The sequence below is a fragment of the Burkholderia sp. 22088 genome, from assembly GCF_052045915.1.
Lineage (GTDB): Bacteria > Pseudomonadota > Gammaproteobacteria > Burkholderiales > Burkholderiaceae > Burkholderia > Burkholderia cepacia.
In genome coordinates this window covers 25,219-44,470 of record NZ_JBQEPY010000022.1, presented here as the reverse complement: position 1 = coordinate 44,470, position 19,252 = coordinate 25,219, and the positions used below count along the sequence as shown (strand labels likewise).

The following is a 19,252-nucleotide window of genomic DNA, read 5'->3' as shown; positions in this document are numbered from 1 at the left end:
CGCCGGGCGTTTTTTATTTCTGCACCACACTCCGTTTTACCTGCGCGTTGCCTGTCTTTCGCACCGTTTCGCGTGTCGGCGCGACGCAGCGTTACTGATACAATTTCCCGATGACCTATCAAGTTCTCGCACGCAAGTGGCGTCCGAAGGATTTCGCTTCGCTCGTCGGCCAGGAGCACGTCGTCAGGGCGCTCACGCACGCGCTCGACGGCGGGCGTCTCCATCACGCCTATCTGTTTACCGGAACCCGCGGTGTCGGCAAGACGACGCTGTCGCGGATCTTCGCCAAGGCACTCAACTGTGAAACCGGCGTCACGTCGCAGCCGTGCGGCGTGTGTCGCGCCTGTCGCGAGATCGACGAAGGGCGTTTCGTCGATTACGTCGAGATGGATGCCGCGAGCAACCGCGGTGTCGATGAAATGGCCGCGCTGCTCGAGCGCGCCGTGTACGCGCCCGTCGATGCGCGCTTCAAGGTCTACATGATCGACGAAGTGCACATGCTGACGAATCACGCGTTCAACGCGATGCTGAAGACGCTCGAAGAGCCGCCGCCGCACGTCAAGTTCATTCTTGCGACGACCGATCCGCAGAAAATTCCCGTCACCGTGCTGTCGCGCTGTCTGCAGTTCAACCTGAAGCAGATGCCGGCCGGGCATATCGTGTCGCATCTCGAACGGATTCTCGGCGAAGAGCACATCACGTTCGAGCCGCAGGCGCTGCGCCTGCTCGCGCGTGCCGCGCAGGGCAGCATGCGTGACGCGCTGTCCCTCACCGACCAGGCGATCGCCTATTCGGCAAACGAGGTGACCGAGTCGGCCGTGTCGGGCATGCTCGGCGCGCTCGACCAGACTTACATGGTGCGTCTGCTCGACGCGCTTGCCGCGGGCAGCGGCCCCGAAATCCTTGCGATTGCCGACGAGATGTCGCTGCGCAGCCTGTCGTTCTCGACTGCGCTTCAGGATCTCGCGAGCCTGCTGCACCGGATCGCGTGGGCGCAGTTCGCGCCGGGCTCGGTGCTTGACGAATGGCCCGAAGCGGGCGACCTGCGCCGCTTCGCGGAGACGCTGAGCCCCGAGCAGGTCCAGCTGTTCTATCAGATCGCGACGGTCGGCCGCGCGGAACTTGGCCTGGCGCCGGACGAATACGCCGGTTTCACGATGACGCTGCTGCGGATGCTCGCGTTCGAGCCGGCTGTGGCAACCGGCAGCGCGCCGGGCGGACAGCCGTCCGTGCCGCGTGCGGTGCCGGGGCCGCGCGTGGCGGCGGCGTCGGCTGCCGTGGCGAAGCCGGTATCCGCCGCACCTGTCGAGGCAGCGCGGCCGCAGGCTACGGCAACGGCCGCGCCAGCGGCGCCGGTTGTGCGTGCGGCGCCGGCACCGGCTGGCGGCGAAGCAGACCAGCCGGCTGAGAAGCCGGCTGCCGTCCCGGCATCCGCGCCGGCCCCGGTTGATGAGCCGGTCGTCGAAACGCCGCAGCCGCGCGTGGCGGCAGTGCCGCAAGCGGAGCCGGCCAGCGAGAGGCCGACACCCGCCCGCAATGAACCCGAGCCGCCGGCTGCGGTTGTGCAGCGAAGCGACGCGCCGGCTGCGCCGGCCGAACCGGTGCCGCGCGCTGCGCCGCCCGAGCCCGCCGCCCGTCCGGCAGCGCGTTCCGGGGGAGCCGCCGCCGCGCTTGACGTGCTGCGCAATGCGGGGATGCGCGTGTCGTCCGACCGCGGTCGCGCAGGCGCCGCCGCGAAACCGGCCGCCCAGCCGGCCGCCGAGAAGCCCGTCGCGCCGCGTCCCGCCGCCGTACAGGTGCCGACGCCGCGCGCGGCGGCCCGTGCGCCGCAGGCAGCCGATGCACGTCAGGCCCCGCCGCCGTGGGAGGACATCCCGCCGGACGAATACGTGCCGCTCAGTGCCGACGAGATGTTTGGCGGCTCGCCCGACGACGGCTTCGTGCCGGTATTCGACAGCGGCCCCGATGATGTGCGCGTGACGCCGAAGCCGGCGGAAGCCCGCCCGTCCGCTCCGGTCGACACGCGTCCGCTGCCGCCCGCGATCGCGCTCGATCCGGTCGGCTTCGACGGCGAATGGCCGGCGCTGGCTGCGCGGCTGCCGCTCAAGGGCGTCGCGTACCAGCTCGCGTTCAACAGCGAACTGACGGCCGTCGATGCGACTACGTTGAAACTTTCAGTGCCGGTGCCGCAATATGCGGACGCTGCGCAGGTGGCGAAGCTGAAGGCCGCGCTGGCCGATGCGCTCGGCAAACCGGTCGAGGTGGCCGTCGAAGTCGGGCCCGCCCGGCGTACGGCGGCGGCACTCGATGCGGCTGCGCGCGCGGCGCGCCAGCGTGAGGCCGAGCAGGAGATTCACGGCGATCCGTTCGTCCAGCAGCTCGTGCGCGACTTCGGTGCGCGCATCGTCGAGGGTTCGGTGCGCCCGCTCGCCGACGCGGCGCCGGACGGCCCGCCGCCGACGCTGCATTGAACTGAGCGCCCCGCGACAGGCACAATCACGCCCACACATTGGCCGGCACGCGCCGCGTGCCGGTTTTCACACGATCAAGAAGGAGTATTCCCATGTTGAAAGGCAACCTCGCCGGACTGATGAAGCAAGCGCAGCAAATGCAGGAAAACATGAAGAAGATGCAGGAGCAGCTTGCGCTGATCGAAGTCGAAGGACAGTCGGGCGCCGGCCTCGTCAAGGTGACGATGACGTGCCGCAACGAAGTGCGTCGCGTGTCGATCGACCCGAGCCTGCTCGCGGACGACAAGGACATGCTCGAGGATCTCGTCGCGGCTGCGTTCAACGACGCCGTGCGCAAGGCCGAAGCGACGTCGCAGGAAAAGATGAGCGGCATGACGTCCGGCCTGCCGCTGCCCCCGGGCTTCAAGCTGCCGTTCTGAGCGCGGCGTCCGTGCCACTTTTTGCCGCCGTATGAAACAGCCGTCCGCCCTGTCCGCTCTCGTCGAAGCGTTGCGCGTGCTGCCCGGTGTCGGGCCGAAATCCGCCCAGCGTATGGCGGTCCACCTGATGCAGCACGATCGGGAGGGCGCGGAGCGGCTCGGCCGGTCGCTGCTGTTCGCGACCGAGCACCTGCAGCATTGCGAGAAGTGCAATACGTTCACCGAAGCGCAGATCTGCGAGGTCTGCAGCGACGAAGAGCGTGATCCGACGCTGCTGTGCGTCGTCGAGACGCCCGCCGACCAGATCATGCTCGAGCAGACGATGACTTACCGCGGGCTGTATTTCGTGCTGATGGGCCGGTTGAGCCCGCTCGACGGGATCGGCCCGAAGGAAATCCATTTCGACCGCCTCGTGCGGCGCGCGTCCGACGGGGTCGTCAAGGAGGTCGTGCTCGCGACCAACTTCACGAACGAGGGCGAGGCCACCGCGCACTACCTCGGCCAGACGCTGAAGGCGCGCGGGCTCGCGGTCACGCGCCTCGCGCGTGGCGTGCCGGTGGGCGGCGAGCTCGAATATGTCGACGCGGGCACCATCGCCCGCGCGATGCTCGACCGCCGCACGATGTAAGCCGGGCGCCGCCGGTCGGCGGCGCCGTTCCTCATGCCAGGGAGACACATGAGCACCAGCCAGGGCCCGCTCGCGGGCGTCAAAGTGCTCGAATTCGGAACATTGATCGCGGGGCCGTTCGCGTCGCGGCTGTTCGCCGAATTCGGCGCGGAAGTGATCAAGATCGAGGATCCGAACGGCGGCGACCCGCTGCGCAAGTGGCGCAAGCTCCATCCGGAGCAGGGCGGCACGTCGCTGTGGTGGTCCGTGCAGGCGCGCAACAAGAAATCGGTCACGCTCAACCTGAAGGCCGACGCCGGCAAGGCGATCGCGCGGCAACTCGCGCGCGAGGCCGACATCGTGATCGAGAATTTCCGCCCGGGCCTGCTGGAAAAGCTCGGGCTCGGCTACGACGTGCTGTCGGCCGAGAACCCGGGCCTCGTGATGGTGCGCCTGTCCGGCTACGGGCAGACGGGCCCGTACCGCGACCGGCCCGGTTTCGGCGCGATTGCCGAATCGATGGGCGGGCTGCGCCACATCACCGGATATCCCGACCTGCCGCCGCCGCGCATCGGCATCTCCATCGGCGATTCGATCGCCGCGCTGCATGGCGTGATCGGCGCGCTGATGGCATTGCATCACCGCAAGGTCAACGGCGGCGCGGGGCAGGTGGTCGACGTTGCACTGTATGAAGCCGTCTTCAACATGATGGAAAGCGTGGTGCCCGAATACGGCGTGTACGGGATGGTGCGCGAGCGCACCGGCGCGTCGCTGCCGGGTATCGTGCCGTCGAACACGTATGCATGCCGCGACGGCAGTATCGTGATCGGCGGCAACAGCGACCCGATCTTCAAGCGACTGATGAAGGCGATCGAGCGCGACGACCTCGCCGACGATCCCGCACTCGCGCAAAACGACGGGCGCGTGCCGCGCACGCAGGAGATCGACGACGCGATTGCCGCATGGCTCGCGCCGCGCACGATCGATGAAGCGCTCGTCGTGCTCAACGCGGCCGATGTGCCTGCCGGGCGCATCTACAGCGCCGCTGACATGTTCACCGATCCGCAGTTCGTCGCGCGGCAGATGATCCAGCGCTTCAAGCTGGCCGACGGCACCGACATTCCGTTGCCGAACATCACGCCGAAGCTGTCGGACACGCCGGGCGAAACGCGCTGGCTCGGGCCTGAACTCGGCGAGCATACCGACGAGGTGCTGCGCGGCCTCGGCTACGATGCGCAGGCGATTGCCGCACTGCGCGACGCGGGTACGATCTGAACGCCCCTGGGCCTGTCGCCTCGCGCCGGGCTCCCCGAAGGGCACATTCCGCAAGCGAGCGCCGTTGGTGCTGGAAAACCCGGGGCGGCGAGGCGTTTTCCTGAACCCGCAGAACGCCGCCGCGCAACGCGGCGGTGCAGCGTGTACGGTCGCCCGCAACCGTCCTTCCGCAGTCGCCGGACTGTCGCTCTCGCGCCATCTTTCCTCGGTTACAATCGCCGGATGCGAATCCTACTCAGCAACGACGACGGCTATCTCGCCCCCGGTCTCGCCGCGCTCAGCGACGCGCTGCGGCCGCTTGCCGAACTCACGGTGATCGCGCCCGAGCAGAACTGCAGCGGCGCGTCGAATTCCCTCACGTTGTCGCGGCCGCTGTCGGTGCAGCGCGCAGCGAGTACGGGTTTCTTCTACGTGAACGGCACGCCGACCGATTCGGTGCACGTCGCGTTGACAGGGATGGCCGACGCCAGGCCGGACCTCGTCGTTTCCGGGATCAACAACGGCCAGAACATGGGCGAAGACACGCTCTATTCGGGGACAGTTGCGGCCGCCACCGAAGGCATCATGTTCGGCGTGCCGGCCATTGCGTTCTCGCTGGTCGACAAGGGCTGGGCCCATCTCGCGGACGCCGCGCGCGTCGCCGCGGAGATCGTCGAGCACTCCCTCGCGCATCCGCTGCCGGGGCAGCCGCTGTTGAACGTCAATATTCCGAACCTGTCTTACGACGAACTGAAAGGCTGGAAAGTCACGCGTCTCGGCAAACGTCATCCGTCGCAGCCGGTGATTCGCCAGACCGACCCGCGCGGCGAACCGATCTACTGGATCGGCGCGGCGGGCGAAGCGCTGGACGCCAGCGAAGGCACCGATTTTCACGCGGTGGCAAACGGTTTCGTCTCGATCACGCCGCTGCAGCTGGACCTCACTCATACGCAGATGCTGCCCGCGACGCGTGAATGGGCGCGCGCCGGAGGGCGGGCTTCATGAGCGGCGAGCGCGCGAAGCGGTTCCCGCTCGCGCTCGAAGATCTCAAGCGAGCGCCACGCAAGTCGGAAGGTCGGGCCGGCGAACGCCATGCGGCGGTCGCGGCATCGAAGGCCGCCGACAAGCCTGCGGCCGTGCTGAAACCGGTTGCGGTGAAACCCGCCGCCGCGCGCACGGCCATGCCCGGTTCCCCCGCCGCGAAGCCCGCGACTGCACCGAAGCCGACCGCGCTGAAGCCCGCGATGCCGAAGCCGGCCGCGCCGAGCGTCGCGCCGGCCGGCGCGTTCGCGCTCACGTCGGAACGCGTGCGCGAACGGATGGTCGAACGGCTGCGCGCGAACGGCGTGACCGACGCGCGCGTGCTGGAGGCGATGGCCGCGGTGCCGCGCCACCTGTTCGTGGATCCGGGGCTGGCGACGCAGGCCTACGAGGATTCCGCGCTGCCGATCGGCCACCAGCAGACCATTTCAAAGCCGTCGGTTGTCGCGCGCATGATCGAGCTCGCGATGGCCGGCCGCACGCTCGAGCGCGTGCTCGAGATCGGCACGGGCTGCGGCTATCAGGCCGCCGTGCTGAGCCACGTGGCACGCGACGTGTATTCGATTGAACGCATCAAGCCGCTCTACGAGCGCGCGAAGCTGAACCTGCGGCCGCTGCGCGTGCCGAACATCCGTCTGCACTACGGCGACGGGCGTGTCGGCCTGCCGTCCGCGGCCCCGTTCGACGCGATCGTGATCGCGGCGGCGGGGCTCGACGTGCCGCAGGCGCTGCTCGAGCAGCTCGCGATCGGCGGGCGCCTCGTCGCGCCGGTCGGCGCGCAGAGCGGGCAGCACCAGGTGCTCACGCTCGTCGAGCGCGTCGCGCACGCGCAATGGCGGGAGTCACGGCTTGATCGCGTTTTCTTTGTCCCTTTAAAATCCGGAGTAATTTGAAACCGATGAGTATGTTGCGCGCGATGCAAAACAACCGTTCCAGGGAACCGCTCACGCTCGCCCAGCGCGCGATCTGCGTAGCTGCGTTCTCCACGCTACTGGCCGCCTGTGCGACGCGGCTCGACAACGCGCCCGTCGTCGATCGCTCCGGTTCGCTCGGCACGACTGCCGCCGCGCAGCCCGCGGTACCGCTTCCGCCGGCGCCGCCGGGTTACTACCGGGTAAAGCCGGGCGACACGCTGTACCGGATCGCACTCGAAAACGGGCAGAACTATCGCGACATCGCCGCGTGGAACAACCTGGCGAACCCGAATCAGATCGAAGTCGACCAGTTGCTGCGCGTGTCGCCGCAGGCCGGTGCCGCTGTCGCGGGCACCCAGGTCGCCGCGCCGATCGGGGGCGCCGCCGTCGCTACCGCGCCGCTCAGCAGCGGCCCGGCAACGCCGGCCGCCGGTACGTCGTCGGTCGCGCCGCCGCCCGCCGCGGCAGCCGCATCGAGCGACACGGCAGCTGCACCGAGCGGCCCCGTGACGTTTGCGTGGCCGGCGCGCGGCCCCGTGCTGAACGGGTTCGACGACGCGAAGAACAAGGGCGTCAATATCGGCGGTACGGCCGGCGAGGCCGTGAAAGCGGCAGCCGATGGCCGCGTCGTCTATTCCGGCAATGGCCTGCGTGGCTACGGCAACCTCATTATCATCAAACACGATGCAACTTACCTCACGGCGTATGCACACAATCGCGCTTTGATGGTAAAAGAGGGGGACGCGGTGACGAAGGGGCAGAAGATCGCCGAGATGGGTAACAGCGACTCCGACCGCGTGATGCTGCATTTCGAGGTTCGCCGGCAGGGTAAGCCTGTCGATCCGCTGAAGTATTTGCCGCCTCAATAACCGAGACGACCATGCCGAAATCGAAGCGCCACGAGCCGCAAGCCGAGTCTGAGAAGATCAGTCGTGCCACGCAAGCATCGGTGGGGCGAGCAGGTGCTTCGACGGACGACGAAGACGACAACGCGGATAACGAACGCGATCTCGAGGCGCGCGACGCCGAGGCGGACGGTGGCGACGACGAGCGCGAAGGCCGGGCCGAGGCGTCGCCCGACGTCGACGATTTCCGCACGCTGCTGCAGGCCGAACTGACGGCCGACACGATCCAGCATTACCTGAACCGCATCAGCGTGAAGCCGCTGCTCACCGTCGAGGAGGAGCAGCGCTATTCGCGTCTGGCCAAGGCCGGTGAATTCGAGGCGCGGCAGGTGATGATCGAGCGCAACCTGCGCCTCGTCGTCAGCATCGCGAAGGGATACCTGAACCGTGGCGTGCCACTGCTCGACCTGATCGAGGAAGGCAACCTCGGCCTGATGCATGCGATCGAAAAATTCGACCCGACGCGCGGCTTCCGTTTTTCGACCTACGCGACATGGTGGATCCGCCAGAGCATCGAGCGGGCGATCATGAACCAGGCCCGCACGGTCCGCCTGCCCGTGCACGTGATCCGCGAACTGAACCAGGTGCTGCGCGCGAAGCGCCACCTCGAAAAGAATTCGATGTCGACGGGCGAAGCGGCCGAGCGCCGCGAAGCCAGCATCGACGACATCGCCTATCTCACCGGCAAGACCGCCGAGGAAGTCACCGACATCCTCGCGCTCAACGAGCACACGGCGTCGCTCGACGCGCCGCTCGACCTCGATCCCGCGAGCAGCCTGCTCGACCTGTTGCCCGACGACCAGAGCCAGTCGCCCGACGCCGAAGTGCAGCACCGCGAACTCGAGACGCTCACTCGCGCGTGGCTGTCGCGGCTGTCCGACAAGCACCGCCACGTGATCGAGCGCCGCTTCGGCCTGAATCACATCGAACCGGCGACGCTCGAGGAGCTGGCCGACGAGATGGGGCTCACGCGCGAGCGCGTGCGCCAGATCCAGCAGGAAGCGCTGGTGCGCCTCAAGCGGTTTTTCGCCTCCAACGGCGTGCGCAAGGACGCCGTTCTGTAACTGATGACTCCGATTCTTGTTTTTGACATCGAGACGATTCCCGATGTCGACGGCATTCGCCGTCTGGAAGACCTGCCCGCGACGCTCGACGATGCCGCGGTGGCCGAACATGCGTTCGCCGCGCGCCGCGAGAAGACCGGTGGCGATTTCCTGCCGCACCACCTGCAGCGCATCGCGGCGATCTCGTGTGTGTTCCGTGACAACAACGGGTTTCGCGTACGCTCGCTCGGCACGCCGCAGGACAACGAAGCCACGCTGATCCAGTCGTTCTACCGCGTGATCGAGAAATACACGCCGCAGCTCGTGTCGTGGAACGGCGGTGGCTTCGATCTGCCGGTGCTCCATTACCGCGCGCTCGTGCACGGCATTCCCGCGACCCGCTACTGGGATCTCGGCGAGGACGACCGCGAATTCAAGTGGAACAACTACATCTCGCGCTATCACTCGCGGCATACCGACCTGATGGATGTGCTCGCGATGTATCAGGCGCGCGCGAACGCGCCGCTCGACGCACTCGCGAAGATGTGCGGCTTTCCGGGCAAGCTCGGGATGGACGGCAGCCAGGTGTGGCCGGCGTTCCTGGACGGGCGGATCGAGGAAATCCGCAACTATTGCGAAACCGACGTCGTCAATACCTACCTGCTGTATTGCCGGTTCCAGTTGATGCGCGGCGGCCTGACGCCGAGCGAATATGCGGACGAGATCCTGCTCGTGAAGAACTCGCTTGCGCAGGAGCCGGCGTCGCACTGGGCCGAATACCTCGCCGGCTTCACCGCGTAGCGCAGGCGGGGTGCGCCGAGGCCGGCACGATCAATCGAGTTCGAGCAGCACCGGCTGGTGATCCGATGCGCGGACGTCGCCGTCGATTTCGCAGCGCATCACGTGCGGCAGCAGCGTATCGGTCACGAATACGAAATCGCACGCGAGCGGCCCCTCCGACCATTGCACCGTATCGTAGACGCCCGCCGTCGGTGGCGGCGTGCGGCCGGGGTGCCGGGCAACCCATGCATCGACGAAGCGGGGCGCGTCTGCGATCGGCGCCAGGAATCGACAATAGGCATCGCTGCCGAACGCGCTGTTGAAATCGCCGCAGACGATCGCATCGCACGGCTGGCCGGTCGTGCTGAACGGGCCTGCGGCGGTTTCGGCGGGCGCTGGTCGTGCCGCGTGTGCGCAGGCCTCGCGGTGCCGGTCGCGCAGTGCGTCGACCTGAGCGAGCCGCTGGCGCGCCGAATAGTATTCCAGATGCGTGGTGACCACGCGCAGCGGCCCGAAGGGCGCCTGCAGCTCGACGTCGAGCGCGATGCGCGGCATCGACGGCGCACCGGCGTCGGCCGGCCACGGCAGCAACTGGCGGAGCACGCGCCCGACCGGCAGCCGGGTCGCGATCGCATTGCCGAACTGGCGACGCGGTGCGCCGGCTTCGATCGGCGGCAGGTCGGCACCGATCGCTTCGACGATCGTATGGCCGGGCAGCAGCGCCGCGAGTTCGGCGAACTGGTCGGCGCCGGGCCGGCCGGGCAATGCGCCGAAGCCGCGCGTGACCTCCTGCAGGCACAGCACGTCGAAGTTGCCGAGCCCGCGGATCGCGGCGACGGTGCGCGAAAGATCGACGACGCCGTCCGCGTCCCGACCCCATTGGATGTTCCAGTCGATCAGTCGCATGGTCGAAACTCCTGCCGGGCGGATTCCAGGCCCGGGGGCACCCGCTCGGCTTCGCAGCGCCCGCCCGGGCGTGTTGCGTGCCTGGGCATTCCGGCGCAATGCCGTGCGGTCTATGCTCAAGTATGGACGCCTGCCTCATGCAAAGCGGGCGATGCGGGCCTTCGTCGTCTACAATCTCGCCTTCTTCAACGTTTGTCAGGAAAAGCTGGTGTCCGAAGCCGTCCCCACTTCTGCGCGCAAATCAAGAAATGCGCCCGTCGCGCCCGGAATCGCCCCGGTTCTCGAGATCGAATCGCTCGACATGGAAGCGCGCGGTGTCGGCCGCACGATTACCGAGGACGGCGAGCCGGGCAAGGTCATCTTCGTCGAGGGCGCGCTGCCGGGTGAGCGCGTGACCTATTCGAGCTTCCGCCGCAAGCCGAGCTACGAGCAGGCGACGGTTGTCGACATTCTGCGCCCGAGCGTGATGCGTACGAAGCCGAAATGCGCGTTCTTCGGCACCTGCGGTGGCTGCTCGATGCAGCATCTCGACATGCGCGCACAGGTGGCGGTCAAGCAGCGCGTGCTCGAAGACAACCTGTGGCACCTGGCGAAGCTGCGCGCGGAAACGATGTTCGCGCCGATCCACGGCCCGTCGTGGGGCTATCGCTACCGCGCACGCCTGACCGTGCGCAACGTTGCGAAGAAGGGCGGCGTGCTGGTCGGATTCCACGAGAAGAAGAGCAGCTACGTGGCCGACATGACGAGCTGCGAAGTGCTGCCGCCGCACGTGTCGGCGATGCTGGTGCCGCTGCGCCGGCTCGTCGAGGGGCTGTCGATTCGCGATCGGATGCCGCAAATCGAGCTCGCGGTCGGCTCGGAAGTCACGGCGCTCGTGCTGCGTGTGCTGGAACCGATCAACACGGACGACGAAGCGCTGCTGCGCGCGTTCGCGGACGAGCACAAGGTGCAGTTCTGGCTGCAGCCGAAGGGCCCCGATACGGTGACGCCGTTCTATCCGCTCGACGTGTCGCTCGATTACACGTTGCCGGAATTCGGTATCCGCATGCCGTTCAAGCCGACCGACTTCACGCAGGTCAATCATCAGATCAACCGCGTACTGGTGGGCCGCGCGTTGCGCCTGCTCGCGCCGTCGCGCGACGATCGCGTGCTCGACCTGTTCTGCGGGATCGGCAACTTCACGCTGCCGCTCGCGCGGCTGTCGCGCGAGGTGATGGGCATCGAGGGCAGCGACACGCTGACGACGCGCGCACTGGCGAATGCGCGCGAAAACGGTGTCGACGGTCACACGACGTTCGCGTGCCGGAACCTGTTCGAAGTGACGGGTGACGACATCCGTGCGCTCGGCGCATTCGACAAGTTCCTGATCGACCCGCCGCGCGAAGGCGCGCTCGCGGTATCGAAGGCGCTGGCCGAGATCGCGCAGAGCGGTGAAGGCCCGCTGCCGAAGCGCATCGTCTATGTGTCGTGCAACCCGTCGACGCTGGCGCGCGACGCGGGCCTGCTCGTGCACGAGGCCGGCTACCGCCTGAAGGGCGCCGGTGTCGTGAACATGTTCCCGAATACGTCGCACGTCGAATCGATCGCACTGTTCGAGCGCGACTGAGTTCCGGGCGGCGGACGTAAAAAAACCGGCCCGCGGGCCGGTTTTTTCATGATGCGTGGCGAACGTCAGTTGCGGTTGCCGCCGAAGATGCCGAGCAGCGCGAGCAGGTTCGTGAACACGTTGTACAGGTCGAGGTAGATCGCGAGCGTCGCCGAGATGTAATTCGTCTCGCCGCCGTTCACGACGCGCTGGACGTCGAACAGCATGTAGGCGGAGAAGATCGCGATCGCGAGTACCGACACGGTGAGCATCAGCGCCGGGAGTTGCAGGAAGATGTTCGCGACCGATGCAAGCAGGATGACGATCACGCCCATGAACAGCCACTTGCCGAGCCCCGAGAAATCACGCTTGCTGACGGTGGCGATCGTCGCCATCGCAGCAAAGATGATGCCGGTGCCGCCGAACGCAAGCATGATCAGCGACGGGCCGTTCGAGAAGCCGAGGATGAAGCTCAGCAGCCGCGACAGCATCAGGCCCATGAAGAACGTGAAGCCGAGCAGCACGAACACGCCGGCCGCGCTGTTTTTCGTCCGCTCGATCGCGAACATGAAGCCAAACGCGATCGCGAAGAACGCGAGCAGGCTCATCATCGGGCTCGTGGCCGCGAACAGCGAGAAGCCCGTCGCGACGCCGACCCAGGCGCCCAGCACGGTCGGCACCATCGACAGCGCGAGCAGCCAGTACGTGTTCCGCAGCACGCGGTTGCGAACCTCGGCGGTGCTGACGGAACCGCCGCGGCCGAAATTGTACGGATAGTCGTTCATGGTTTCTCCTAACATTGAACGCGTGGGCGTCCGGGGCCGGTTCGGCGCGCGCGGTGTGCGGCGCAGCAAACCGGAGCAGCTATGGCTAAGATACGTTCCGTGCCGGGAGGTTTCAATGGCCGGGCGGCACAAAACATATGGATTCTGAACCTTTCATGCGTGTAAGGGTTCAATCGCAATGATACACGGGATCGTGCTACAATAGCGGATTCATTTGAACCTGTAACTTCTTAATTTCTTGGAGTTTTTATGGCAATCGAGCGCACCCTGTCGATCATCAAGCCGGATGCGGTGGCAAAGAACGTGATCGGCCAGATCTACAGCCGTTTCGAAGGCGCCGGCCTGAAGATCGTCGCATCGCGCATGGCACATCTGTCGCGTGCTGACGCAGAGAAGTTCTACGCGGTTCACGCAGCGCGTCCGTTCTTCAAGGACCTCGTCGATTTCATGATCTCGGGCCCGGTGATGATCCAGGTTCTGGAAGGTGAAGGCGCGATCCTGAAGAACCGCGACCTGATGGGCGCAACGGATCCGAAGAAGGCGGAAAAGGGCACGATCCGCGCCGACTTCGCAGACAGCATCGACGCGAACGCCGTGCACGGCTCGGACGCTGCGGAAACGGCAGCGGTCGAAGTCGCGTTCTTCTTCCCGGAAATGAACGTTTACTCGCGCTAAGCCCTGGCTGGCAGCAAGTAGGCAGGATTCAGCGCACGCGGCAAGGCAGCACATCATGACGAGCGAAACTTCCGTCAATCTTCTCGACTTCGATGCCGAGGGTCTTGTCGCGTACTGCGGCAGCCTCGGTGAGAAGCCGTTCCGCGCCAAGCAGTTGCAGCGCTGGATCCACCAGTACAACGCTGGCGATTTCGACGGCATGACCGATCTTGCGAAGTCCTTGAGAGAGAAACTCAAGGGCCGCGCGTCGATCGTCATGCCCGAGATCGCCAGCGATCACGTTTCCACCGACGGCACGCGCAAGTGGCTGATCGACGTCGGAAACGGCAATGCGGTCGAAACCGTGTTCATCCCGGAAGAGACGCGCGGCACGCTGTGCGTGTCGTCGCAGGCCGGGTGTGCGGTGAACTGCCGCTTCTGTTCGACGGGCAAGCAGGGCTTTTCCCGCAACCTGTCGACAGCCGAAATCATTGGCCAGCTACGGATGGCCGAATTTGCATTGCGAGCGTCGCTGGGTCGCGCACCCGGCCCGAACGGCAAGGCCGAGCGGGTCGTCACCAACGTGGTGATGATGGGCATGGGCGAACCGCTGCTGAATTACAGCGCGGTCGTGCCGGCCATGCGGCTGATGCTCGACGACAACGCGTACGGCCTGTCGCGCCGCCGCGTCACGCTGTCCACGTCCGGCGTGGTGCCGATGATGGACCGCCTTGGCGCCGAGTTGCCGGTCGCGCTGGCCGTTTCGCTGCACGCGCCCAACGATGCGCTGCGCGACGAGCTGGTGCCGCTCAACAAGAAGTATCCGCTGCGCGAGCTGATGGCGGCTTGCCAGCGCTACCTGAAAGTCGCGCCGCGCGACTTCATTACTTTCGAATACTGCATGCTGGACGGCGTCAACGACACCGAAGCGCATGCACGCGAACTGCTGGCCGTCACGCGCGACGTGCCGTGCAAGTTCAATCTGATCCCGTTCAATCCGTTTCCGGAATCGGGCCTCATCCGCTCGAAACCGGAGCAGATCAAGCGCTTTGCACAGGTCCTCATCGACGCGGGTGTCGTCACGACCGTGCGCAAGACGCGCGGCGATGACATCGATGCCGCGTGCGGCCAGCTGGCCGGCGCAGTGAAGGATCGCACGCGCCTCGCGGAACGAACGGGCGCAGCAGGGAAAATCATCGAGGTTCGGGCGATTTGACAGGGGCGCCTGGCCGGGGATGCCAGCGCCTTTGGGGTGGTACAACACGCGAATAGCGATCGGTCGCGGCGCCACGGCGTCGCGCATGGTATGGACAGTTGCGGGTGCCGGCCGGCGGGAACCGGTGGCGGCCGCCAGTGAAGAAGAATCGACGCGAGGACAAGGATGAGTGAGCCGCAGCCGTCTAACGGCGCAGAGACGAATGGCGCGAAGCCGGCACCGGCAGGGTTGGAATCGCTTGCGGCGGTCGGCAGCCGACTGGCGCAGCTTCGGGAGGCAAGAGGGTGGACCGTCGACGACGTGTCGGCGCGACTCAAGGTCGCACCGCAGAAGCTCCGGGCGCTCGAGGCGGGTGACATCAGTCATTTGCCCGGCGTGACGTTTGCACTCGGCGTCGTACGCAGCTACGCGAAGATGCTCGGCGTCGATCCGGAACCGTTCGCGCAGGCGTTGCGCCGTGAGCGCGGTGTGCCGGAAGTCGACCTGTCGATGCCCGCGTCGTCGGGGACGGATCTGCCGCGCGGCCGCGTATCGATTCCGCTGGGCGGATCGTCGCGGCATCATCCGTGGCTGTGGGGCACGGCGATCGTCGTCGTCGCGGTGGTCGCCGTACTGATGTGGCACACTGGCGGCGATTCGTCGAGCCTGCTCGCGCGTTTCAAGAGCGGCGACGCGGAGCATGCGTCGGCCGCGAGCGTGCCGGCGGCGGCATCCTCGTCAACCGTCGAAGAAGCGGCCTCGAGCGGGGCGGCTGCCGTGGTCGCGAATGAGGTTCCGGCCCCGGCTGCTGCATCTGCTGCGCCGGCACCGGTTATTGCGTCGGCAGCTCCGGCGCCCGCGCCGGTGGCGCCGGCCGTGACGGCCGCCGCATCGCAGCCTGTCGTGGCGACGACGGCGGCAAGCGCTGCCGCGCCGGCTCAGCCGGCGAGCGTCGCAGTCGCGGCCGGCCAGTCGATGGTCGAACTGAAGGTCAAGCAGGACAGCTGGTTCAGCGTGCGCGACAAGAGCGGCAAGGAGCTGTTCTCCGGGCTGGTACGCGGCGGCGAGGCGAAGCAGGTCGCGGGCGACGGCCCGTTCAAGGTCACGATCGGCAACAAGGCGGGCCTCGACACCGTTGCGTTCGACGGAAAACTCGTCGATCCGGCAAAATATTCGGCAGCGCGGGGTAACGTGGCGCGGTTCACGTTGCCCTGACGTCAAGCGCCGTGGCGAAGGCCTGTCGTCGATATCGGCAGGCCGTGAGGGCACGGCGCTTTTTCAATTCATGCGCCGCGTCGCGGCGCATTCCGCGTAAATGGATCTATCGATGCAATCCGAAGCTCAATCCCCACGCAGCAGTCAGATTTGTTCAACCGAGCCGGTGTTCGGCGGGCATCAGCCGCGCCGCGTATCGCATGCGGTGGATGTCCGCTGGGGCGGGCAGCTCGTGACGATCGGCGGCGACGCGCCGGTGCGCGTGCAGTCGATGACGAATACCGACACGGCCGACGCGATCGGCACGGCAATCCAGATCAAGGAACTCGCGAACGCAGGCTCTGAACTGGTGCGCATCACGGTCAACACGCCCGAGGCCGCGGCCGCCGTGCCGGCGATCCGCGAGCAGCTCGACCGCATGGGCGTGACCGTGCCGCTTGTCGGCGATTTCCACTACAACGGCCACCTGCTGCTGCGTGACTACCCGGGCTGCGCCGAGTCGCTGTCGAAGTACCGGATCAACCCGGGCAACGTCGGCCAGGGCGCGAAGCGCGATACGCAGTTCGCGCAGATGATCGAGGCCGCGGCCAAGTACGACAAGCCGGTACGGATCGGCGTGAACTGGGGCAGTCTCGACCAGGATCTGCTCGCGCGCATGATGGACGAGAACGGTGCGCGTTCGCAGCCGTGGGATGCGCAGAGCGTGATGTACGAGGCGCTGATCCAGTCGGCGATCGGCTCGGCCGAGCGCGCGGTCGAACTGGGCCTCGGCCGCGACCGTATCGTGCTGTCGTGCAAGGTCAGCGGCGTGCAGGACCTGATTGCCGTGTACCGCGAACTCGGCCGCCGCTGCGGCTTCGCGCTGCACCTCGGGCTGACCGAGGCCGGCATGGGCTCGAAGGGCATCGTGGCTTCGACGGCTGCACTCGGCGTGCTGCTGCAGGAAGGGATCGGCGACACGATCCGCATCTCGCTGACGCCGGAACCGGGCGCATCGCGCACGGGCGAGGTGATCGTCGGCCAGGAAATCCTCCAGACGATGGGCCTGCGCTCGTTCGCACCGATGGTGATCGCGTGCCCGGGCTGCGGTCGTACGACGAGCACGCTGTTCCAGGAGCTCGCGATGCAGATCCAGACCTACCTGCGCGAACAGATGCCGGTCTGGCGCAAGGAGTATCCGGGCGTCGAGAAGATGAATGTCGCGGTGATGGGTTGCATCGTCAACGGCCCGGGCGAATCGAAGCACGCAAACATCGGCATCAGCCTGCCGGGTTCGGGCGAGAACCCGGCCGCGCCCGTCTTCATCGACGGCGAGAAGGTCAAGACGCTGCGCGGCGAGCGGATCGCCGAGGAATTCCAGCAGATCGTCAGCGACTACGTCGCACGCAATTACGGCCGTACCGAGGCCCTGAACTAATTCGTCCACACACACGATGACTGAACAAAAACGCAAGATCGAGAAGCTCACCGGCGTCAAGGGCATGAACGACATCCTCCCGCAGGATGCCGGACTTTGGGAGTTCTTCGAAGCCACCGTGAAATCGCTGCTGCGCGCATACGGCTACCAGAACATCCGCACGCCGATCGTCGAGCACACGCAGCTCTTCACGCGCGGTATCGGCGAGGTCACGGACATCGTCGAGAAGGAGATGTACAGCTTCACCGACGCGCTGAACGGCGAGAACCTGACGATGCGCCCGGAAAATACCGCGGCCGTGGTGCGCGCGTCGATCGAGCACAACATGCTGTACGACGGCCCGAAGCGCCTGTGGTACATCGGCCCGATGTTCCGTCACGAGCGTCCGCAGCGCGGCCGCTATCGCCAGTTCCACCAGGTCGGCGTCGAGGCGCTCGGCTTCGCGGGCCCCGATGCGGATGCCGAGATCATCATGATGTGCCAGCGCCTGTGGGATGACCTCGGCCTGACCGGCATCAAGCTCGAGATCAACTCGCTCGGCCTCGCCGAAGAGCGTGCCGCGCACCGCGTCGAACTGATCAAGTACCTCGAGCAGTTCGCCGACGTGCTCGACGAGGATGCGAAGCGCCGTCTGTATACGAACCCGCTGCGCGTGCTCGACACGAAGAATCCCGCGCTGCAGGAAATCGCGCAGAACGCGCCGAAGCTGATCGACTTCCTCGGCGAAGAATCGCGCGCACACTTCGAAGGGCTGCAGCGCCTGCTGCTCGCGAACAACATCCCGTTCAAGATCAACCCGCGTCTCGTGCGTGGTCTCGACTATTACAACCTGACCGTGTTCGAGTGGGTGACCGACAAGCTCGGCGCGCAGGGCACGGTCGCGGCCGGCGGCCGCTACGATCCGCTGATCGAGCAGCTCGGCGGCAAGCCGACCGCGGCGTGCGGCTGGGCGATGGGCATCGAGCGGATCCTCGAACTGCTGAAGGAAGAAGATCTCGCGCCCGAGCAGGAAGGCGTCGACGTGTACGTCGTGCACCAGGGCGAGACCGCGCGCGAACAGGCGTTCATCGCGGCCGAGCGCCTGCGCGATACGGGCCTCGACGTGATCTTCCACTGCAGCGCGGACGGCGCGCCGGCGAGCTTCAAGTCGCAAATGAAACGGGCCGACGCCAGTGGCGCCGCGTTCGCGGTGATCTTCGGCGAAGAGGAGGTCGCGAACGGTACGGTGGGCGTGAAGGCGCTGCGCGGTGCGGGCGGAGACGGGGAAAAGAACGTTCAGCAGACCGTACCGGTCGAAGGCTTGACCGAATTCCTAATCAATGCGATGGTTGCATCCGCCGAAGACGGCGACGACTGATCGCGCTGGCATCCGCTCGACAAGAAAGGCCTGAACAGGAAGGAATCGCTCGCCGATGAGTTATCACGACGAACAAGAATCGATTGAAAGTCTGAAGGCGTGGTGGGCCCGCTGGGGCAACCTCACCACGTGGATCGTGCTCGCGGCGCTCGTCGTCGCGGCCGGTTTCAATGGCTGGAACTACTGGCAGCGCCGTCAGGCTGCCGAGGCGTCCGGGCTGTACGAACAGGTCCAGAAGGCTGCCGCCGCGAACGACAAGGCGACGATGGCCCGCGCGGCCGCCGACATGGAAGACAAGTTCGGCAGCACGCCGTATGCACAGATGACGGCACTTTCCGCCGCGAAGACGCTGTACGCGGCCGGTGACACGGCAGGTGCGAAGGCGCAGCTGCAATGGGCCGTCGATCACGCCAAGGATGACGAGTACAAGCAGATCGCGAAGCTGCGCCTCGCGTCGCTGCTGCTCGACGAAAAGGCGTACGACGCGGGCCTCGCGCTGCTGTCGGGTACGCCGGTCGATGCATTCAAGGGCCTCGTGGCCGATCGCCGCGGCGATCTGCTTGCCGCGCAAGGCAAGACCGACGACGCGCGCGCCGCATACAAGCTCGCGCTCGACGGCCTGTCGAAGGACGACCAGTCTGCCCGCCAGCTCGTGCAGTTCAAGCTGGACGCGCTCGGCGGCTGAACCCCGGTCCCCTCAACCT

Annotated in this window: 18 protein-coding genes; 16 read left to right on the top strand and 2 right to left on the bottom strand. The window is 66.6% G+C overall.

The genetic code is table 11. The annotated features are described in order from the left end of the window. Window positions 1–110: 110 nt before the first annotated feature. The 9 genes from ACTJLD_RS34110 to ACTJLD_RS34070 all read left to right on the top strand — a co-directional run bounded on the left by ACTJLD_RS34110 (window position 111) and on the right by ACTJLD_RS34070 (window position 9,455). Window positions 111–2,471: a DNA polymerase III subunit gamma/tau gene (locus ACTJLD_RS34110; protein ID WP_440660907.1), complete on the top strand. Its 2,361-nt coding sequence runs from the start codon at window positions 111–113 to the stop codon at window positions 2,469–2,471. A gap of 92 nt (window positions 2,472–2,563) precedes the next feature. Further along, window positions 2,564–2,890, top strand: a complete 327-nt coding sequence (locus ACTJLD_RS34105) for a YbaB/EbfC family nucleoid-associated protein (RefSeq protein WP_006482124.1) — start codon at window positions 2,564–2,566, stop codon at window positions 2,888–2,890. Window positions 2,891–2,921: 31 nt separating this feature from the next. Continuing rightward, window positions 2,922–3,518, top strand: a complete 597-nt coding sequence (recR, locus tag ACTJLD_RS34100; RefSeq protein WP_006478665.1) for a recombination mediator RecR — start codon at window positions 2,922–2,924, stop codon at window positions 3,516–3,518. A gap of 48 nt (window positions 3,519–3,566) precedes the next feature. Further along, window positions 3,567–4,772, top strand: coding sequence for a CaiB/BaiF CoA transferase family protein (locus ACTJLD_RS34095; RefSeq protein WP_440660904.1), 1,206 nt, complete (start codon window positions 3,567–3,569; stop codon window positions 4,770–4,772). Between the two features lie 222 nt (window positions 4,773–4,994). Beyond that, the gene (surE, locus tag ACTJLD_RS34090; RefSeq protein WP_440660902.1) at window positions 4,995–5,756 is read left to right on the top strand and encodes a 5'/3'-nucleotidase SurE; all 762 of its coding nucleotides are present in this window, start codon (window positions 4,995–4,997) and stop codon (window positions 5,754–5,756) included. Next, entirely contained in the window at window positions 5,753–6,685 is a 933-nt protein-coding gene (locus ACTJLD_RS34085; RefSeq protein WP_060311880.1) for a protein-L-isoaspartate(D-aspartate) O-methyltransferase, read from the top strand. Before surE ends, ACTJLD_RS34085 begins: the two co-directional genes overlap by 4 nt. A gap of 5 nt (window positions 6,686–6,690) precedes the next feature. Beyond that, the gene (locus tag ACTJLD_RS34080) at window positions 6,691–7,575 is read left to right on the top strand and encodes a peptidoglycan DD-metalloendopeptidase family protein (protein ID WP_027787229.1); all 885 of its coding nucleotides are present in this window, start codon (window positions 6,691–6,693) and stop codon (window positions 7,573–7,575) included. Window positions 7,576–7,586: 11 nt separating this feature from the next. Next, window positions 7,587–8,675, top strand: coding sequence for an RNA polymerase sigma factor RpoS (gene rpoS, locus ACTJLD_RS34075; protein ID WP_027787230.1), 1,089 nt, complete (start codon window positions 7,587–7,589; stop codon window positions 8,673–8,675). Between the two features lie 3 nt (window positions 8,676–8,678). Beyond that, the gene (locus ACTJLD_RS34070; RefSeq protein ID WP_021163110.1) at window positions 8,679–9,455 is read left to right on the top strand and encodes a 3'-5' exonuclease; all 777 of its coding nucleotides are present in this window, start codon (window positions 8,679–8,681) and stop codon (window positions 9,453–9,455) included. Window positions 9,456–9,485: 30 nt separating this feature from the next. Here ACTJLD_RS34070 and ACTJLD_RS34065 read toward each other — a convergent pair whose 3' ends face one another. Continuing rightward, on the bottom strand, window positions 9,486–10,340 hold the full coding sequence (locus ACTJLD_RS34065; protein ID WP_440660899.1) for an endonuclease/exonuclease/phosphatase family protein: 855 nt from the start codon (window positions 10,338–10,340) through the stop codon (window positions 9,486–9,488). A gap of 151 nt (window positions 10,341–10,491) precedes the next feature. Between ACTJLD_RS34065 and rlmD the strand changes: the two genes are divergently transcribed. After that, window positions 10,492–11,946 carry a 23S rRNA (uracil(1939)-C(5))-methyltransferase RlmD gene (gene rlmD / locus ACTJLD_RS34060; protein WP_034195763.1) on the top strand — a complete coding sequence of 485 codons (1,455 nt, stop codon included), beginning with the start codon at window positions 10,492–10,494 and terminating at the stop codon, window positions 11,944–11,946. Between the two features lie 65 nt (window positions 11,947–12,011). On the opposite strand, the gene ACTJLD_RS34055 is transcribed toward rlmD, so the two are convergent. Further along, window positions 12,012–12,710, bottom strand: coding sequence for a Bax inhibitor-1/YccA family protein (locus ACTJLD_RS34055; protein WP_006761414.1), 699 nt, complete (start codon window positions 12,708–12,710; stop codon window positions 12,012–12,014). A 249-nt stretch (window positions 12,711–12,959) separates the two neighbouring features. On the opposite strand from ACTJLD_RS34055, the gene ndk reads away from it, so the two are divergent. The 6 genes from ndk to ACTJLD_RS34025 all read left to right on the top strand — a co-directional run bounded on the left by ndk (window position 12,960) and on the right by ACTJLD_RS34025 (window position 19,233). Next, entirely contained in the window at window positions 12,960–13,385 is a 426-nt protein-coding gene (gene ndk, locus ACTJLD_RS34050) for a nucleoside-diphosphate kinase (protein WP_011352265.1), read from the top strand. Between the two features lie 55 nt (window positions 13,386–13,440). Further along, window positions 13,441–14,580 (top strand): 23S rRNA (adenine(2503)-C(2))-methyltransferase RlmN, encoded by a 1,140-nt coding sequence (gene rlmN, locus ACTJLD_RS34045; protein ID WP_027787233.1) that lies wholly within the window; start codon window positions 13,441–13,443, stop codon window positions 14,578–14,580. Between the two features lie 165 nt (window positions 14,581–14,745). Next, window positions 14,746–15,774 carry a helix-turn-helix domain-containing protein gene (locus ACTJLD_RS34040; RefSeq protein WP_440660896.1) on the top strand — a complete coding sequence of 343 codons (1,029 nt, stop codon included), beginning with the start codon at window positions 14,746–14,748 and terminating at the stop codon, window positions 15,772–15,774. Between the two features lie 112 nt (window positions 15,775–15,886). Then, window positions 15,887–17,191 (top strand): flavodoxin-dependent (E)-4-hydroxy-3-methylbut-2-enyl-diphosphate synthase, encoded by a 1,305-nt coding sequence (ispG, locus tag ACTJLD_RS34035; RefSeq protein ID WP_027787235.1) that lies wholly within the window; start codon window positions 15,887–15,889, stop codon window positions 17,189–17,191. A gap of 16 nt (window positions 17,192–17,207) precedes the next feature. After that, window positions 17,208–18,548, top strand: coding sequence for a histidine--tRNA ligase (gene hisS / locus ACTJLD_RS34030; protein WP_027787236.1), 1,341 nt, complete (start codon window positions 17,208–17,210; stop codon window positions 18,546–18,548). A gap of 55 nt (window positions 18,549–18,603) precedes the next feature. Then, window positions 18,604–19,233, top strand: coding sequence for a tetratricopeptide repeat protein (locus ACTJLD_RS34025; RefSeq protein WP_027787237.1), 630 nt, complete (start codon window positions 18,604–18,606; stop codon window positions 19,231–19,233). Window positions 19,234–19,252: the final 19 nt, after the last annotated feature.

Excerpts from the sequence above, each read along its gene's own strand:
- ACTJLD_RS34110 (WP_440660907.1), top strand. The coding sequence starts at position 111 with ATGACCTATCAAGTTCTCGCACGCAAGTGGCGTCCGAAGGATTTCGCT.
- ACTJLD_RS34105 (WP_006482124.1), top strand. The coding sequence starts at position 2,564 with ATGTTGAAAGGCAACCTCGCCGGACTGATGAAGCAAGCGCAGCAAATG.
- recR (WP_006478665.1), top strand. The coding sequence starts at position 2,922 with ATGAAACAGCCGTCCGCCCTGTCCGCTCTCGTCGAAGCGTTGCGCGTG.
- ACTJLD_RS34095 (WP_440660904.1), top strand. The coding sequence starts at position 3,567 with ATGAGCACCAGCCAGGGCCCGCTCGCGGGCGTCAAAGTGCTCGAATTC.
- surE (WP_440660902.1), top strand. The coding sequence starts at position 4,995 with ATGCGAATCCTACTCAGCAACGACGACGGCTATCTCGCCCCCGGTCTC.
- ACTJLD_RS34085 (WP_060311880.1), top strand. The coding sequence starts at position 5,753 with ATGAGCGGCGAGCGCGCGAAGCGGTTCCCGCTCGCGCTCGAAGATCTC.
- ACTJLD_RS34080 (WP_027787229.1), top strand. The coding sequence starts at position 6,691 with ATGAGTATGTTGCGCGCGATGCAAAACAACCGTTCCAGGGAACCGCTC.
- rpoS (WP_027787230.1), top strand. The coding sequence starts at position 7,587 with ATGCCGAAATCGAAGCGCCACGAGCCGCAAGCCGAGTCTGAGAAGATC.
- ACTJLD_RS34070 (WP_021163110.1), top strand. The coding sequence starts at position 8,679 with ATGACTCCGATTCTTGTTTTTGACATCGAGACGATTCCCGATGTCGAC.
- ACTJLD_RS34065 (WP_440660899.1), bottom strand. The coding sequence starts at position 10,340 with ATGCGACTGATCGACTGGAACATCCAATGGGGTCGGGACGCGGACGGC.
- rlmD (WP_034195763.1), top strand. The coding sequence starts at position 10,492 with ATGCGGGCCTTCGTCGTCTACAATCTCGCCTTCTTCAACGTTTGTCAG.
- ACTJLD_RS34055 (WP_006761414.1), bottom strand. The coding sequence starts at position 12,710 with ATGAACGACTATCCGTACAATTTCGGCCGCGGCGGTTCCGTCAGCACC.
- ndk (WP_011352265.1), top strand. The coding sequence starts at position 12,960 with ATGGCAATCGAGCGCACCCTGTCGATCATCAAGCCGGATGCGGTGGCA.
- rlmN (WP_027787233.1), top strand. The coding sequence starts at position 13,441 with ATGACGAGCGAAACTTCCGTCAATCTTCTCGACTTCGATGCCGAGGGT.
- ACTJLD_RS34040 (WP_440660896.1), top strand. The coding sequence starts at position 14,746 with ATGAGTGAGCCGCAGCCGTCTAACGGCGCAGAGACGAATGGCGCGAAG.
- ispG (WP_027787235.1), top strand. The coding sequence starts at position 15,887 with ATGCAATCCGAAGCTCAATCCCCACGCAGCAGTCAGATTTGTTCAACC.
- hisS (WP_027787236.1), top strand. The coding sequence starts at position 17,208 with ATGACTGAACAAAAACGCAAGATCGAGAAGCTCACCGGCGTCAAGGGC.
- ACTJLD_RS34025 (WP_027787237.1), top strand. The coding sequence starts at position 18,604 with ATGAGTTATCACGACGAACAAGAATCGATTGAAAGTCTGAAGGCGTGG.